We start from the raw sequence: 16,342 nt of genomic DNA on the forward strand, positions 1-16,342 counted from the left end.
GGTGGGAATGCGAAAGGAAGGCTTACAGCTTGCCCCGGGCCGAGCGGCTCATCAGCTCCGAGCGGCCGCTGACTTGCAGCTTCTTGTAGATGCGTTTGGTGTAGGTGCGCACTGTCTCCACCGATAGGTTCAGGCGAGCGGCTACCTGCTTATCGCTTAGTCCGTCGACCACGGCCTGTACCACCTCCCGTTCCCGCTCGGTGAGCACGTCGGCCTGCACCGAGGGGGCGGGCTTGAAGTGGGCCAGCACCTTGCGGGCCACCGAGCGGCTCATGGGGGCCCCGCCGCGGTGCACGTCCTGCACGGCGGCCTTCAGCTCGGGCAGGGGCGTGTGCTTGAGCACGTAGCCGCTGGCCCCGGCGCACAGAGCCTGGTAGATGCGGTCGGCGTTGTCGAACACGGTTTGCATGACTACGTCGGCGCCGGGCAGGCGCTGCTTGATCAGGGGCAGCGCTTCAATGCCGCTCATGCCGGGCAGGTGGATGTCGAGCAGGATGACTTCGGGCGGCTGGCGCACGTCGGTGAGCTCGCGCAGGAAAGCTTCCGCCGAGTCGGCCAGGATAACGCAATCAAACTCGGGCTGCGCGCAGAGGTAGCCGTGCAGCAGCTCGCGCAGCTCCGGGTCGTCCTCCACGATGGCCAATCGGATGGGGTTCATGCTGCAAAGGACCGGGCCGGGGCGTTGGTATGCAACTCCGGCTATATCCTCAAATGAGGTATGGCCGCGGCTTGCGTCCCCGGGGCGCAGTTCGGACTTTTGCCCCGCCAAATTTCCGCGCATCTATCCTCCCTACTGCATGAAAACATTTTTACGCCGCGCTGGTCTAGCGCTGACAGCCCTCGTTGGCCTAGTCCAGGCCACCCACGCCCAGACTACGGGCGGCGTCGGCATCGGCACGACTACGCCGGCCGCTTCGGCCCTGCTGGATCTGAGCTCGACCACCAAGGGCTTGCTGGCCCCGCGCATGACGGCGAGTGAGCGGGCGGCCATTCAGAGCCCGGCTACGGGTTTGCTGGTGTACCAGACCACCGGCGTGCAGTTGGGTTTCTGGTACTATACCGGTACGGCCTGGACCTACCTCAATCCCAGCCCCGCCGGCGACAATCTCGGAAGTCACGTGGCCACGCAGAACCTGAGTCTGGGCTCTTTTCAGCTCGTGGGCAACGGTAGCACCGCGGGCCTGAGCATCGGCAGCAGCGGCAACGTGAGCCTGGGCGTGGGCAACCCGCAGAACCGCCTGGACGTGCAGCACGGTAACCGCTCGGGCACGCACGCCACCGGCCGGTCCCTGTACGTCACCGGCGACTTCGGCGAGAGCGACACCGGGGTGGAATTTCGCCACTCCAATGGCTCCCAGGGTATCGGCTTCGGCTACAACTCGCTCTACGCCACCGGCACCAACCCCGACCAGAACCTGAACCTGCTGCCCCGGGGCGCGGGCAACGTGGGCGTGGGCACCACCACCCCCACGCAGAAGCTGCAGGTGGCCGGGCAGATCTACTCCAGCCAGGGCGGCTTCCGCTTCCCCGACAACACCGTACAAACCACTGCCGCCACCACGCCCGCGCCGCAGACGCTGACCCTCAACGGGCAGACGCTGGGCATCTCGGGCGGCAATACCGTCGCGCTGCCCGTGGGCGCCGACAACCTGGGCAACCACACGGCCACCCAGAACCTGAACCTGGCAACCCACAAGCTGGTGGGCAACGGCGGCACCAACGGCCTGAGCATCAGCAGCGGCGGCACCGTGGGCATCGGCACCACCGCGCCCAACGCCAAGTCAGCGCTGGACGTGAGCAGCACCACGCAGGGCTTTCTGCCCCCGCGCCTGAGCCGCGCCCAGCGCGACGCGCTGCAGCCCACCCCCACCGAAAGGGGTATGCTGGTGTTCAACACCGACACCGGCACGCTCAACCTGTGGAACGGCGCCCAGTGGGTGGAGTACCTGCCCGACACCACTCCACCGGCTGGCGGGCCGGCGCCGCTGGGCCCGGTAAACTTCGCCTTCACGGGCAGCCCGCAAACCTACAGCGTCCCGTTGGGCGTGACGGCGCTGAACTTTGAAGTAGTAGGCGCCGCCGGGGCGCCCCCGTCGAATTACCCGGGTGCTTACGGCGGCTACGGCGGCCGCGTTCAGGGCGTGCTCCGGGTCACGCCGGGGCAGGTGGTGACGGTGTACGTGGGCGGCGTCAACGGCTACAACGGGGGCGGCGCCTCCGGCAGCAACCCGCCCGCCGGCAACGGGGGCGGCGCCAGTGACCTGCGCGTGGGCGGCGCCGACCTGGCCAGCCGTGTGGTGGTAGCCGGCGGCGGCGGCGGCATGACTTCCTCGTCGGCTACACCCCCCATCAACGGCGGGCACGGCGGGGGCCTGACGGGCAACCCGGGCCAGAACTACATCTCCTCCGGCACGACGTGGCGGGGCGGCGGCGGCGGCAGCCAGACGGCCGGCGGCTCCGGCGGCCAGGGCGGCGCTGCGGTGGGCAGCCTGGGCGAAGGCGGCCGGGGCGGCACCAACGGCGGCGGCGGTGGCGGCGGCTACTACGGCGGGGGCGGCGGGGAGCCCATTGCGGGCGGGGGCGGCGGCTCGTCGTACACCCACCCCTCGCTGGTTACGGGCGTCAGCCACGCCCAGGGCGTGCAGGCTGGCAACGGCTACGTGCGCCTGACCCCGGTCGGCACCCTGCCCGCTCCGGCCCTCGACGGCAGCAACTTCGTGAACGTGCCCGGCGACAACCTGGGCAACCACACGGCCACCCGGAACCTGAACCTGGGGGCCAATCAGCTCGTCGGCAACGGCGGCAGCCAAGGCCTGAGCGTGGGCAGCGGCGGCAACGTGGGCATCGGCACAAGCAATCCGCAGGCCAAGCTGGAGGTTGGCAGCGGCGAGGTGCGCCTGCCCGGCGGCGGCGGCAGCACGACTCACTTCAACTTCAGCGGCGACAACAAGAACTACATCCGGGGCACCACCGTGCTGGCCGACGGGGGCGGCAACGTGGGCATCGGCACGGCCAACCCGACCACCAAGCTCGACGTAGCCGGCAACGCCAGCATCAGCGGCAACGCCAGCGTGGGCGGCAACGCCAGCGTGAGCGGCAACGCCAGCGTGAGCGGCACGCTGGGCTTCGGCAGCAGCACCCGGCAGATGCTGAACTTGTGGGGCACCGGCTACGGCATCGGGGTGCAGAACAGCACGCAGTACTTCCGCACCGGCGACGCCTTTGCCTGGTACACCGGCGGCAGCCACAACGAAAACCAATTTGACGCGGGCAGCGGCGGCACCCAGCAGATGATGCTCAAGAACGGTCGTTTGGGCATCGGGGCGGGCTTCAATAACGCGGCCCTGCCCAACGCCCCGCTGGAAATCCGGCAGAGCAACCCCTTCATCGTGCTGCACTCGCCGGGCAACTTCTGGGCCCACATGGGCCTGGACGCGGATGATAGCTACAAGTTTAAGATCGGGGAAGGCGGCGCCTTCAGCGGCAACACCAGCGGCGCCAACTGGCTGACCTTCAGCAACGGCAACGTGGGCATCGGCACCACCAACCCGGCCGTGAAACTCGACGTGCAGGGCCGCAGCGGCGGGCTGGGCCGCTACACCTACTCCTACCTGAACTACGGCGGCGTGGGCCACAACTACACGGACACGCCCGGCGACATCAGCATCCGCGCCAACGGGCGCATCGTGGGCGGGGAGTTCAACGCCACTTCCGACCGCCGCCTGAAAACCGTCATCGGCCTCTCCAATAAAGTCGCTGACCTGGCCCTGCTGAACCAGATCCGCATCACCGACTACCAGATGCGCGACCGGGTGGAGTACGGGGAGCGAAAGTTCAAAAAGGTTATTGCCCAGGAAGTTGAGCAGGTGTTTCCGCAGGCTGTGAGCCAGCACAGCGGCTTTCTGCCCGACGTGTACGCCGTGGCCAAGGCTGCTGAGCTGCAAAGCGACTCGCTGCTGCGCCTGACGCTGTCGGCCCTGCCGGCCGGCGCCAAAGCCGGCCAGCGCGTCAAGCTCATTGCCGCCGGCGGCGAAGTGCTGGGCACGGTGAAAGCCATAACCAGCACGACGCTTGTGGTGCGCGGGGCGCGGCAACTGGCCGGCCAGCAGGTGTTCGTCTTCGGCCTCGAGCACGCCGACGTACGCACCGTCGACTACGAGGCCCTGGCCATGCTCAATATCTCGGCCACCCAAGAGCTGGCCCGCCAGCTAGCCGAGCTGCAACGCCAGAACGCGGCGCTGAAGGCCGATGCTGCCGCTACCCGCACGGAGCTGCAGCAGCTCAAAGCCGAAGCCAGCTCGCAACAAGCCGAACTGGCGCAGCGCCTGCAGGCTTTGGAAAACCTGCTGGGCACCAAAGCGTCGGTAAAGTAATGCGCGGCCCTTCTGCTAAAACGCTTCTTGCGGCCGCCCTGGCCCTGGCCGGGGCGGCCACCGCCGCAGCCCAGAACCTGACTAATACCGGCACGCAGCTGACCATCGGGGCCGACGCCCTACTTTCGGTCAGCGGAACGCTCAGCAACCAGGCCGGGGCCACGCTTAGCCTCGGCGGCACGGTGCAAGTGGGCGGGGACTTTACCAACGCGGGCACCCTCGGGGCTGCCAGCGGCAAGATCGTATTCGCGGGCAGCCGCGACCAGACGCTGACGAGCGGCGGCGCGGCCTTTGCCCAGCTGGAGGTGAATAACACCGGGGCCAGCGGCCAAAACCGCGTGCTGCTCCCCGCCGACCTGACCGTGACCCAGCACTTGTCGCTCACGCGCGGCCTGCTGCGCACTGCTCCCAACGCCACCCTGACCCTGCCCGCCGGCGCTACGCTCAGCGGCGAGGGCAGCGGCCGCTACGTGCAAGGCAACCTGCGCGTGGAGCGCAGCGCCGTAAGCGGCGCCACGCCGGTTGATTTCGGCAATGGCTTCGCACTGAACCCCGGCGGCAACAGCCTGGGCACGGTGCGCGTCACCCGCAGCGCCGGCCTGCAACTCGCGGGCGTTACGTTCGGTCAAAACCCGGCTCAGCCCAGCCAGCACGGAATCGATCGGATCTGGACCGTGGTACCCGAGCAGCAGCCGACCGCCTCGCTTTCCCTGACCTTGACCTGGCTGCCCGACGACGACAACGGGCTGGCGTTTGGAACCGGGCAGGCGTGGCGCCTGGCCGACAGCGGCAGCGGCTGGCAGGCCGTGGGCAGCCCCGCCGACGCGGCCGGCCGAAGCCTGACCGTTACGACTGAAACGTTGTCGCGCCTGACAGTAAGCAACGTGGCCAATCCCTTGCCGGTGGAGCTGCTCAGCTTCACGGCCCACCGCCAGGGCGATATTGCCTGGCTGCACTGGGCTACGGCATCGGAACGGAACAACGACCGATTCGACGTTGAAAGCAGTGCGGATGGGCGCTCGTTTAGCCGCATTGGCACGGTCGCCGGCCGGGGCACCAGCCCGACGCGCCATGACTACAGCCTTACCGACCCAGCCCTGACTCGCTACGCGGCCTCCGTGGTGTACTACCGCCTGCGGCAAGTTGACCGGGACGGCACCACGACCCTTTCGCCCGTGCGCACCGTGCCAGTGCCGGCCGGGGGCGGCTTTCAGGTACAAGCCTACCCGCAGCCCTTTGCCACCCACTTGGACGTGCGCATTCGCACCGATGAGGCCGGTCCCGCCACGGTAAGCGTGCTGGATGCCGTAGGGCGGCGGTTGTTTGTGCAGCCGCTGACGCTGCTGGTGGGCACCACTACCGCAGCGCTGCCGCAGGCCGCCCGACTGCCACCGGGCCTGTACGTGCTGGAAGTTACCCAGGGCCACTACTCCCGCACGCTCAAGCTGGTGCGGGAGTAGTGGGGTTGGGCCCGCGCGGGGCGCGCCCAGTTGCCCGACACGTGCAGCCACCAAGCTTCTGCAGGCAAAGGGGGCGCTTCTATCCAGGGTTTTCGCCGGAGCTGGTTAAGGACCCGTCAATACAACCGCTGCGAGTAGCTTGTCTGCAAGGCGCGGGCAATTTCTTCGGCTGAAAAGCGGTCCTGGTTGATGTGGCTGGCCAGCATGGTGGGCACTTCGGGCAGTTCTTCGCTGCGCGACCAGGTTTCCGGCTGCCAGGCCTTGGATCGGATAAAGGCTTTGGCGCAGTGCACGTAAGCTTCCGTTACTTCCACCACGATGGCCACAGACGGCACCCGGCCCGCCACCTGGTGTCTGCCCAGCACGTGCTTGTCCCGGGTTAGGAAAGCGCGGCCGTTGACCCGCAAACTCTCTGGCAGGCCCGGTATCAGGAAGACGATGCCGACGCCCGGGTTGGATAGCAAGTTGCGCAGTGAATCGCACCGTTTGTTGCCGGGCCTCTCCGGAATGATCAGCTGCGTCTCGCTGCTGACTTCCACAAACCCCGGGGCATCGCCCCGCGGGGACACGTCGCAGCGGCCGTGCTCGTTGGCGGTGCTGAGGAAAAGCAAGGGGGATTGCGCAATGAAGGCGCGGCAATGCGGGTCGAGGCGAGAAATGACTTTCCGCTGGACCAGCTCGCTGGGGTGGCCGACGATGCTGCGCAGCTCCTCTTCGGTCGTGATTCGGCTCTCAAACAAGGGACTTGCGGGCGGGCAGTGTTGGTTTGAATAATTCATTACGCAAGCGCTGATGATCGGCTGGAGTACCTACACTGCCGTTGATTTGAGCGAATAGGCTCACAACCGTTCCCAAGGCAATCAAGGCTAGGAACAGTTTTCCTGCTACCCTTACACTGCCCCCTGAGGACCTATGCCAACGGCTAGCAGCCGTCCTGGAAGGCACCGGCTTGCCGGCGGGTGCTCCGTTGGGCGCGGCGACAGCCTGGTGTGGCAGCGCGGCTACGGCGAAGTAACTTAAAAGTGTTGCGTTATTTTCTGTAGTTCGGTTTGAATCTCCTTTTGCTTTTTTTCGCCGGCCAGCAAAAAGGAGTTTTTAGTAGTGTTCATTTTATCTTTCGTAAGGCTGATTTCCTGGGATATTTGATTGATTTCAGCTTTGAGGGTATTCAAGCGTTGGGTCAGGGTTTGCAGTTCCTGCGCTTTCTGCTGGATCAGTTCTTCCTTGGGCCGCACCTCTTTCTGGTACTGTTGCGCGTGGGCACTCTGAAAGGCATTCAAATCCCGACCAATCAGGTTTAGGTATTCCTGGCCGGTGGAAAGGAGCTTTTCTTTGGTCAGGCCGGTGCTTTTTAATACGTTGTAAGCGGTCTGGTACTTGAGGGCTTCGTCCTGAATGTCGTCGATGTCCAGTTTGCTGTCCACGAACTCCTTGTAATCGGTTCCCTGGAACAAGGGGTCGCGGGCATTCGCTTCATCAATCAACCGTTCAAAGTACTGTTCGTGTTCGGGCAAAGGTTCCGTGATGGTGCCGCCGGCCGAATAGGTGGGAACGTGGTCTGGAATAGTAATGGGGGTGGCAGGGCCGTTGATCAACGGATGCTGGGCGTTTTCGGGGACAGCCGGTAATGGCGGGGGCAGAAAGGAAGGCGTGGTCGGTGCCGGAGCCGCAGCCGGAGCGGGGACCGGTGGATTCGGTTTTGCCGGTCCTGGCTTGGAATCGTTTTCAAACTCCACAAACGGCGTCAACAACTGCTTTAAGAAACTCATGGGAAGAGAACTTATTGGTTGAGGCTCAGCAGGAACCCGATGGTAAAGTTGGCATCCCAGTCAAACACAAAAGTGTCGGTGCCGGTCGCCTCGGCCAGGCCTTTGTAGATATTCAATCCCGAGGCCATTTTCTTGTCGGCCGCCTTGTAGGCCCCCGGAGCCTTTAATACGGTATACCTTTCCTCTCCTTGGCGGTGTTGCTTGGCCAGGGTGAAGGGCACTCCACCCAGGATGAAGCCAACATTGCGCTTGTTGGCCGGTATTTTAGCGGCCAACGTTTTCACCTGGTTGTACACCTGCTCATCGGTGGTGCCGTTTGCGTAGTACTTGGCGCCGGGCAACTCAATGGATTGCAGGCGGCCATTCTCCTGCCAGGAGATTTTGGTATTACCTGATCCAATGTCCACCAGGAAAGAATTATCGGCAAAGGCGGCCGGCACGGTGGCACTGAAGCCCAACTTGCCTTCCTGTTCGGCGGTGACATTGTTCACCACAAACCCCATCTTCTTTAGCTCATTGCTGATGATGGCGGTTTTGGGTTCTTTCTGGGCGCCCGAGGAAATCACAAAGTGCATGTTTTTGTTCGCCACGCCTTTGTCAAACATGCCCGACAGGTATTTTTTAAGACCAGCCCTGATGTCTTCGGTGGTGGCCAGGCCTTCGTAGGCCAGGGATTCGCCAAAGTCTTTGGACACAATCTCCCAGCGTTTCTGCCGGTCCATATTGATGACGAAGGAATTAAAGCCCGTAGCCCCTACCTCCACGACCCCGCGTAGCGTTCCATTCTCCGGTTTCTCGGGCGTGTAGCTGAACGCCCGGGTTTCCTCGGTTGCGCCGGCGGCAGGGGTAGAAGTTGCGGCAGCCGGTACCTCCGTGGTATTGTCCCTTGCCCGGTTGCTACCGGGTATGGTGGGCGAGGTGGTCTCGGCGGTATTGTTGTCGCCATTGCCCCCGGTTAAACGAGGAGCGAGGGCGAAATAGGCCAACACCCCTATGATCAACAAAACAACAATAACTCCTAGTGGCTTGATTTTCATTTGGGTAAGGGTTAGGGCGTTTTAAGGTTTTACTTCCTCTCCACTGCTCTGCTCGTTCCTGTCTCTAGAAACCGTAGCGGCGCTACTTATTGGCCATGGTAATCACCACCACCCGGCCGCCTTCTTCATTGGAGAGCAACAGCTTCTTGCCGTCGGTGAGGTCCACCATGGTATTCACGGGTATCTCTTTGTCTTCGGTGAGGTCTTTTAAAGAGGTGAGTTTCTGGTTTACCAATACCCACTTGTTGTGGTGGAAGGTGAAATACCCCACCGGGACCTTTTGCTCGGCCGTCAGTTTTTCATTTCTGACCACGTGCCGGTTCACGTGCCACTGGAACAGGTATTGGTTGTGGTAGACCATGAGGCGGTGATTCTCGGGGCGCCAGACGGTGGGCTTGAATTCGTAGTAAAGGTCCAGCACGGGCAGCGTTCCTTTCACCGGCGTGCCGCAGAACGGGCACTTGGGCGAGGTGCTGTTATCAAACACAAACCACTTCTGCTGGCATTTAGGATTGCTGCAGGGCTGCATCAAATCGGTAGTTTTGAGCAGGGCCTGTTCCCATTGGTCCGCGTTAGGCCGCTGGTTGGGCTCGTGCAGGCCCGTTACGAAGGCCTGCTCAAACAAGGCTTTCAGGTACGGGCCGGTAATGGTGTAGGGTAACTTGGCAACATCCGCCCAAGGCAGCGTCCATTTGGACACCTGATCCATTTTAGGCCGGTTGGAGTGGTCCGTCGGGTGCTCAATGAACAAGGCCTTTTCCCCCATCGAGAGCAGATCGTCTTGTTCCGTATCCAGGGAGTTGACCTTTCCCCCTTTGAGCGGATGCCGGTAGAGCAGGTACAGGTAAATCATGACCGGCAGGGCATGCAGGTCGGTGGTGCGGTTGGCGTGCTTGCGGTTCGGGTCGCGCAGGGGCAGGTGTTTGGTGGCCAGTACCTCCGGCGCAATAAAGTCGGCGGTGCCGATGACATCGGGGGGATACAGGCCGGGTACTACCAGCCCGTCGATGTCAATGATGGTGGCTGATTTACTGACCGGATCGATTAAGACGTTTTTATAGGATAAATCGGAATGGGCCAGCCCGGCGGCGTGCAGGCGCTTCACCCCCCGGGCAATTTTGACGCAGATCTGGAAATAGCTAAGCCAGTTGCCCAACTCGCTTTCATCCAGCCGCAAGGCGAACTGCGGGTGCCGGAACTTGGCCGAGGCAAACCACAAGCCCTGCTTCTCTTTGCCTTTGATGCCTTCGCTGGTGGCGTACCCTTGCTTGAAAAAGAAGTTCCTGTTGTAAGTAGGCACCACCAAACCCACTTTCCCGTCGGCGGTTTCCACCATGTCGGTAGGCCAGCAATACAGTTCCTTGTAGTACTCGCCGCCTTCGCGGTTAAAGAAGCTGTCGTAGTACTGCGTCACCAGTTTCTTCAGCCGTTCCCGGGAATTGTAATCCTGTTTGTCGCGGTAAAAAGCAACCACGTAAGACTTATCGGGCGCGAAATAAACGTCCTTCATGCCGCCGCGCATGGGCTCGCCATTATCCACGTACTGGTAGGCTTTACCCGGCGTGATGATGGACGGCACCGATTTTACGGTTGGACCGGGTTCCGGTAAGAAGGTGATGGTACTGCTTTGGCTCACAGGTTCAATGCTGTAAAGGAGTTAGTGCTCTGCTTTAGGTGCGTTTTCCGGTTCCTTTCCCGAAAAGCGCTAGAAGACAATGGCCAGGGTGCGGTCGTCGTGGTTGCCGGGGCTCCAGAAATCCATCCATTGGGAGAGCTGCGCTTCAATGTCGGGATTGGTGGCGCTCAGCTCTACCGTGACCTTATCTTCGTTCTGTCCGTTTAAATCAGCCAGAAACTCCTGCCACTTGGCGATGTCCGGCAGGTTTGCCTCCACCACGAACTTGGGGTCATAGATGCCATCAGACATCATGATCAGGTAAGCGAAATCGTCTAGCAGCTTAAACCCGAAACGGGTAGCGAACTTTTCGTTCTGGAAAATCTCGGGCATGGTGATAAACCGGGTACCGCCCCCGAATTCGCCCACGTCAATCCAATTCATGAGCGTCACTTCGGTCAGGTCTTTGCTGAGCACGGCAATGGGGCAATCGCCCACGCCAAAGGACAGCAAGGCGTAGCCCACGTCGTACTTCTTGAACAGGGTGAAGATGAGCGTACTGCTCAAATCTTTTAACGTGACCTCCTGCGCCTTAGCGAAGCTTTCCAGTTGCTTGTGCACCTGAAAAGCCGCTTTGCCCAGGGTGTTGTAAACGAAACGGTTCAGGTTTTTCTGGGTGTCGGCCCCGGTGTGGCTGGCGTGCTGTTGCACCAGTTCGTCAAACTCGGCCATGCTCTCTACGGCTGCGGGGTCCAGAAAATAGTTGACCACGCCGGCGCAGGCCAGCGCCGAGCCTTTGCGGGACAGTTTTGCACTCCCGGCCCCATCCGACACCACCACGACGTTCCAGCCGTTGGGCAGCTCCCTGAATGCAAAGTCATCTTCCCGGAACGAGCCCACCGTGGCGTGGGAGCGGCCGCGTTTGGAGGAGACCACCAGGTGCCGGTCGCCTAACGGAGCGAACAAGGTGACATCGTCTTCCTTCCAGTAGGGGTCGTTACGGTCGCTCGCCAGGTTTTTCCAGAGGCTTTTTGGATCTGGGTTGATGATGAGCAGAATGTCTTTTTGGTGAAAGGGAGCCTCCTCCGGCTGTCCTTCCACTTTGAAGAAAACCGAAAACTTTAGGTCGCCGCTTTGGGTGGGAACCCCGGTAAGCTGGTTGTTTTCGGCGCTGTAAGTCAGCCCCAGGGCTTCCAGACCTTCAATTTTGAAGGCGATAAGGTCGTTCCAGCCAAATTGCTCGAAGTCAAAGGGAGCTGCATAGGGCTTACCCACGGTAGCATTGGGAATGCGAATGGGCTGTTGCACGATTTCAGCTATTCGGTCTTCGGTTTTCCAATTTGCCATGAGCTGTTCCTGGTTTTTTCGGAGTTGGTGGAGAATGGCAAGGCTCTGTTCTTTCTGTAAAAAGCGGTCGAACAACTGCTTCCGGTGCTCGGGAATGACAATGCCGTTGCTTTTGAAAAGATCCGTTACCAGTTGTTTTGCATCGGCCATTCCTGCTTTGGGCTTACGGTTTTAAACGCTGTTTCTGGGTGCTCCTCCGGGTCTACCCTGCTGCCGTTCCGGCAACCCGTTAATCTTTTGCTACCTGATCGGCTTTCGTCGCTGGTCCTATCACTTCAGCAAACAAGGAAGAGGCTGATGAAGAATTCTTCCAGCCTCTTCCTTGCCAAGGGAGGTGCTAACGGCTTACGTAACGATGTTCAACTCAGCCGGCGGCGGGGGTAGTTCGCCCATACCGGTCACTTCCTGGCCGCCATCCTCTACTTTGGTCGAGGAAACGCCAATGGAGGCACTTACCCAGGTAAAGAACTTGGCAATGCTTTGGCTGTCGGCGGTGTCAAGGCTGACGACATTCTCCGTGATCTGCTTTAAGAGCGAAGAATCGGCGGCGCTACCCGCGGAGCAGGCCACGGTAAAGGCGGTTTTCCGTTTTCTGAACTCTTCCAGGCCCAGCTGCCAATCATCGGTGGGGACACCATCCGTCATGATGAACACCAGGGGTTTCCAGTCGCCTTTTTGCTCGGCCGTGGTTTTGGTAACCTCGTTGTCCATGCAGGTAGAAACCAACTTCAGCGCCTCGCCTAAGCTGGTAGTGCCGGTAGCTCGGATGTCCACCATCTGAAACGAAGCCAAGTCGGTCAAGGGCACCACTTGTTTGGCCTCACTATCAAAGGTGATGATGCTGATGAAGGCAGTCTCAATCGCCTGCGGATTCTGCCGCAACGAACTGATCATGACCTGAACCCCGTTTTTAACGGCTTCAATGGGTTCTCCGGTCATAGAACCAGAGGTGTCCAGTAACAAATAGACGGGTAGTCTCCTCATCCTTTTAGGTTTTGAAATGTTTTGGTTGATAAACTCAGCAACGGTAGCGGCTCGCGCCAGCCAGCAACGTAAGTCATTTATCCTGAAGGAAATGACTTTTACGCTACGTGCTTTTTTCCAAGCGCCAGTGTTGAAAAACAGCTGTAAACCCTGGCCTCAAAAATTGGCGGCTGACAGGTTTAACGCAGGCCTTTGGGCAAGGTTTGGGAGCTGCCGTTGCCTACGCAGCACCGGGTTAAACCCTCCGATCTTAAGCAGCTCCCCCTACTCGCTTGGTTCAGGTGCTTCCGAGCAATGCCACTAGCTCGACCAGCCCAGGCGATACGTGGCTGAGGCCCGTCCCACCAGGGCAGCTCGATTACGGCGGCTGACTCTTTTGCCAACCAGACATTCGCAGCTGCCCCATCCCTTACCCCCACCCGGGGCGGCGCCTGCGCACGCCCGGTTTTCGAGCTGATGGGACGCGGTAGCATCCCCGGGCGTGGTGGCGGAGGAAAAAGCCGCGTTGGCGGATTGCAGCGGGTGCCCGGTGCTCGTCGTAGCTACGTTTGCCAGGCCCACGGGAGCCCGTTTTTCACTGCCCGAAGCGGGCGTTTGGAAAGCGGCCTACGAAACTCGCCACCCCTTATCCATCTCTGGTCATGCTACGCCCCTTGCTTTTCTGCGCCTTGCTAATTAGTGCCCCCCCGCTGGCCGCCCAACCCGCCAGCCTGCCCCCAGCAGACCTGCCCCAGCGCCTGTCAGCCGCCCTGGACGGCACCGACTTTGCCGGCGTGGTGCTCGTGGGGCGCGGCGACAGCCTGGTGTGGCAGCGCGGCTACGGCGAGGCCGACCGGGAGCACCTTATCCGCAACGGTCTCCATACCGCTTACGACATCGGCTCGCTGGCCAAGCAGTTTACCGCCGCGGCCGTTTTAGCGCTGGAGCAGGACGGCAAGCTCACCGTGCAGGACTCCCTGGGTAAATATTTCCCCACCGCCCCGGCCGACAAGCGCGGCATCACCCTGCACCAGCTACTCACCCACACGGCGGGGCTGCGCGAGTATTCCGGCCGCGACGAGCGGTGGCGGAGCCAGCCCAATTTTATCCGGCAGACCCTGCGCCGCAAGCTGGTGTTTGCGCCGGGCTCGTCCTACCAGTACTCCAACGTGGGCTATTCGCTGCTGGCCGTAATCATCGAGCAAGCCAGTGGGCTGCCCTACGAGCAGTACCTGCACCAGCGCCTGTTCCGGACCGCCGGCCTGACGGCCACCGGCTACCGGCTGGTAAACTGGCCCGATTCGGTGGTAGCGGTGGGCTACGTGCGCGGCCGCCGCTGGGGCAAACCCAACGCGCAAGGCTGGGCCCCCGACGGACCTTCGTGGAACCTGCGCGGCAATGGCGGCCTGCTCAGCACGGCGCAGGACCTGTGGCGCTGGCACCGCGCGCTGGCGGGCGGCCACGTACTGGCTCCGGCCACGCAGGCCAAGCTCTACCAGCCGTACGTTGCCAAAAAGCCCGGCGGCTCCATCTTTTACGGCTACGGCTGGTCGGTGTACCAGTCCAAGCGCGGCACGCGGGTGGTGTCACACGGCGGCAGCAACGACGTATTCTTTGCCCACTTCGTCCGTTACCTGGATCCGCGCGACGGCCGCACCGTGCTGTTTGTTGCCACTAACCAATCCGAGGCAGCGGCTGTTAAAGCCAGCCAGGCCCTCATGAGGGTGCTGTTTCCCGACTAAGGTGGGTAAATCACCCGGTAGCTTGCACCCCTACCTTAGCCGCTGCCCACTACGCGGGCAAAGTCGGCCCGGTAAGTATCCCCGATGGGAATAACACTCTGGCCCAGGTAGATGCGCTGCCGCTCGACCGCAGTAATCTGATTCAAGGCCACGATATAGGACTTGTGCACGCGCATAAACGGCGGCTGCGGCAAGCCCTCGGCCAGCTTGCCCAGGCTGGTCAGCGTCAGAATGCGTTCGGTGCCGGTAAACACCGTGGCGTAGTCCCGGCCGCCTTCGATGTAGCGGATGTCGGCGTGGTTGACCCGCACCAGGCGGTGCTCCGTTTTAATAAAGCTGTAGGCCGGAAACTCGGCCGGGCTGGGCCCCGCCACCTGGCCCGCCGCGGGGCCGGCACTAACCTGGGCGTGAACCCGCTGGACGGCTTTGAGAAACCGCTCAAAGGAAATGGGCTTGAGCAGGTAGTCGGCCACGGCGTGCTCGTAGCCCTCCAACGCATACTGCGGGTAGGCCGTGGTTAGAATGACGGCGCAGCGGCCCTGCAGCAGCCGCAGGAACTGCATGCCGCTGAGCGCGGCCATCTGCACGTCGAGCAGCACCAGGTCGATGTCGCCCGCCTGCGCCTGCACCAGGCCCTGGACGGGGTCGGTGGTGGTAGCTACCAGGTGCAGAAAAGGTACCCGGCGGGCGTGCGCGGTCAGCACGCGCAGCGCCAGGGGCTCGTCGTCGATGGCCAGGGTGCGAAGCGGAGTCATGGGCGGGCAGAAATAAGTACGGGCGGGGCGGCAGTGTCCAGCGAGAGCGTGCACTGAAAGTACGCGCCGTCGTCGGCTACGGCCAGGTGGTGCCGCCCGGGGTAGAGCAGCGCGAGCCGCCGCCGCACACTGGCCAGGCCCACTCCTCCCACCTGGTCTTTGTGCTGGGCCACAATAGCGTTGCCTACCCGGAAGGTCAAAGCGTCTCCGCGCACCGCCAGTTCCAGCGTAACGGGGTGCGCGGGGTTGCTGACCGAGCCGTGCTTGAACGCATTTTCCACAAAGCAGATGAGCAGTAGCGGGGCAATGCGTTGGGTGGTAACGGCCCCTTCCACGGTGAACTCGACGTAGCAGGCTCCCTCATGGCGCAGCTTCTCCAAGGCAATGTAGCTGGTCAGGTAGTCGATTTCCTGGCGCAGGGCCACGTACGCTTCGTTGGACTCGTAGAGCATGTACCGCAGCAGGTCGGCCAGCCGGAGAATGGCATCGGGCGTCCGCTCGGGCTCGGTCAGGGCCAGCCCGTAGAGGCTGTTGAGGTTGTTAAACAAGAAATGCGGGTTGAGCTGCGACTTCAGGTAAGCCAGCTCCAGGGCGGTTTTTTCGTGGCGCAGCGCCTCGGCTGCCCGGTAGTCGCGCACGTGCTTGTAAATAAAGGCCATCATCACAAACACCCAGCTGGCCAGCAGCGCATCGGTGATGAACACCAGCGCGGGCGTCTGCGGGTCCGTAAACCACCAGCCGGTCAACGGGCCAATGAGGCGTTGCTCCAGCACGTAGCTTAGGGTCGCGTCGAACACGCCCAGCACCACCACCTGCCCGAACAGCAGCCCAAGGCGCTGGGGAGTAAAAAACCGCGTGAATACCCACAGGCTCAGGTAGAAAGTAAACAGCACCCGGGCGTAGAGTACGTACAGCGCCGCTTTTCCCAGCTCGGCCAGGTACAGGGCCGGCGTCACCACGCCGTGGTTGCGGTTGCTGGTGCGGTAAAGCAAAAGCACGCCCAGAAACAGCACCCAAAAAAGCAGGTGGGTAAGCAAAACGCGGCGACGTTCCATGCGCGGGCGGGAGGACCGGTAAGGTGGCAAGGTAGCTTGGTCAGCCGCGGCGGGCAAACGGCAATCCGCCAACTCCGGCAAAGCGTCCGCCAACCCGTCAAAAAGCTTCTTCGGACCCTGGTTCGCGCGGCCCGCCACCCCTCGCCGTGCCCTGGCGGAGGAAAAAGCCGCGTTGGCGGATTGCAGTAGGCACGCGGGAGTAGGCGCCGCTAGGTTTGCCATACCT

Annotated in this window: 12 protein-coding genes; 3 read left to right on the top strand and 9 right to left on the bottom strand. The window is 62.1% G+C overall.

Annotated features, from left to right (window positions below):
- Window positions 1-22: 22 nt before the first annotated feature.
- The gene (locus AC5FXY_RS11655) at window positions 23-658 is read right to left on the bottom strand and encodes a response regulator (protein WP_493556850.1); all 636 of its coding nucleotides are present in this window, start codon (window positions 656-658) and stop codon (window positions 23-25) included.
- Between the two features lie 139 nt (window positions 659-797).
- Between AC5FXY_RS11655 and AC5FXY_RS11660 the strand changes: the two genes are divergently transcribed.
- Together AC5FXY_RS11660 and AC5FXY_RS11665 are read left to right on the top strand one after the other, a co-directional pair.
- Window positions 798-4,373, top strand: a complete 3,576-nt coding sequence (locus AC5FXY_RS11660; protein ID WP_493556851.1) for a phage tail-like protein — start codon at window positions 798-800, stop codon at window positions 4,371-4,373.
- A complete protein-coding gene (locus AC5FXY_RS11665) occupies window positions 4,373-5,833 on the top strand; it encodes a T9SS type A sorting domain-containing protein (protein WP_493556852.1) in 1,461 nt (486 codons plus the stop codon). Before AC5FXY_RS11660 ends, AC5FXY_RS11665 begins: the two co-directional genes overlap by 1 nt.
- A gap of 116 nt (window positions 5,834-5,949) precedes the next feature.
- Here AC5FXY_RS11665 and AC5FXY_RS11670 read toward each other — a convergent pair whose 3' ends face one another.
- From AC5FXY_RS11670 to AC5FXY_RS11695, 6 genes are all read right to left on the bottom strand, one after another.
- Complete coding sequence (locus AC5FXY_RS11670) at window positions 5,950-6,612, bottom strand: pyridoxamine 5'-phosphate oxidase family protein (RefSeq protein ID WP_493556853.1); 663 nt, start codon at window positions 6,610-6,612, stop codon at window positions 5,950-5,952.
- A 237-nt stretch (window positions 6,613-6,849) separates the two neighbouring features.
- A complete protein-coding gene (locus AC5FXY_RS11675; RefSeq protein WP_493556854.1) occupies window positions 6,850-7,602 on the bottom strand; it encodes a hypothetical protein in 753 nt (250 codons plus the stop codon).
- Window positions 7,603-7,613: 11 nt separating this feature from the next.
- The gene (locus tag AC5FXY_RS11680; RefSeq protein ID WP_493556855.1) at window positions 7,614-8,639 is read right to left on the bottom strand and encodes a hypothetical protein; all 1,026 of its coding nucleotides are present in this window, start codon (window positions 8,637-8,639) and stop codon (window positions 7,614-7,616) included.
- Window positions 8,640-8,721: 82 nt separating this feature from the next.
- Window positions 8,722-10,275 (bottom strand): helix-hairpin-helix domain-containing protein, encoded by a 1,554-nt coding sequence (locus tag AC5FXY_RS11685; RefSeq protein WP_493556856.1) that lies wholly within the window; start codon window positions 10,273-10,275, stop codon window positions 8,722-8,724.
- Window positions 10,276-10,344: 69 nt separating this feature from the next.
- Window positions 10,345-11,601 carry a PP2C family serine/threonine-protein phosphatase gene (locus AC5FXY_RS11690; protein ID WP_493556857.1) on the bottom strand — a complete coding sequence of 419 codons (1,257 nt, stop codon included), beginning with the start codon at window positions 11,599-11,601 and terminating at the stop codon, window positions 10,345-10,347.
- Between the two features lie 345 nt (window positions 11,602-11,946).
- Window positions 11,947-12,585, bottom strand: coding sequence for a vWA domain-containing protein (locus AC5FXY_RS11695; RefSeq protein ID WP_493556858.1), 639 nt, complete (start codon window positions 12,583-12,585; stop codon window positions 11,947-11,949).
- Window positions 12,586-13,226: 641 nt separating this feature from the next.
- Here AC5FXY_RS11695 and AC5FXY_RS11700 point away from each other — a divergent pair.
- Window positions 13,227-14,306, top strand: coding sequence for a serine hydrolase domain-containing protein (locus AC5FXY_RS11700; RefSeq protein ID WP_493556859.1), 1,080 nt, complete (start codon window positions 13,227-13,229; stop codon window positions 14,304-14,306).
- Window positions 14,307-14,341: 35 nt separating this feature from the next.
- On the opposite strand, the gene AC5FXY_RS11705 is transcribed toward AC5FXY_RS11700, so the two are convergent.
- Together AC5FXY_RS11705 and AC5FXY_RS11710 are read right to left on the bottom strand one after the other, a co-directional pair.
- Window positions 14,342-15,061, bottom strand: a complete 720-nt coding sequence (locus AC5FXY_RS11705) for a LytR/AlgR family response regulator transcription factor (RefSeq protein ID WP_493556860.1) — start codon at window positions 15,059-15,061, stop codon at window positions 14,342-14,344.
- Window positions 15,058-16,116, bottom strand: a complete 1,059-nt coding sequence (locus AC5FXY_RS11710; protein WP_493556861.1) for a sensor histidine kinase — start codon at window positions 16,114-16,116, stop codon at window positions 15,058-15,060. Before AC5FXY_RS11710 ends, AC5FXY_RS11705 begins: the two co-directional genes overlap by 4 nt.
- Between the last annotated feature and the right edge of the window lie 226 nt (window positions 16,117-16,342).

This window comes from Hymenobacter sp. FMD4, assembly GCF_058932745.1.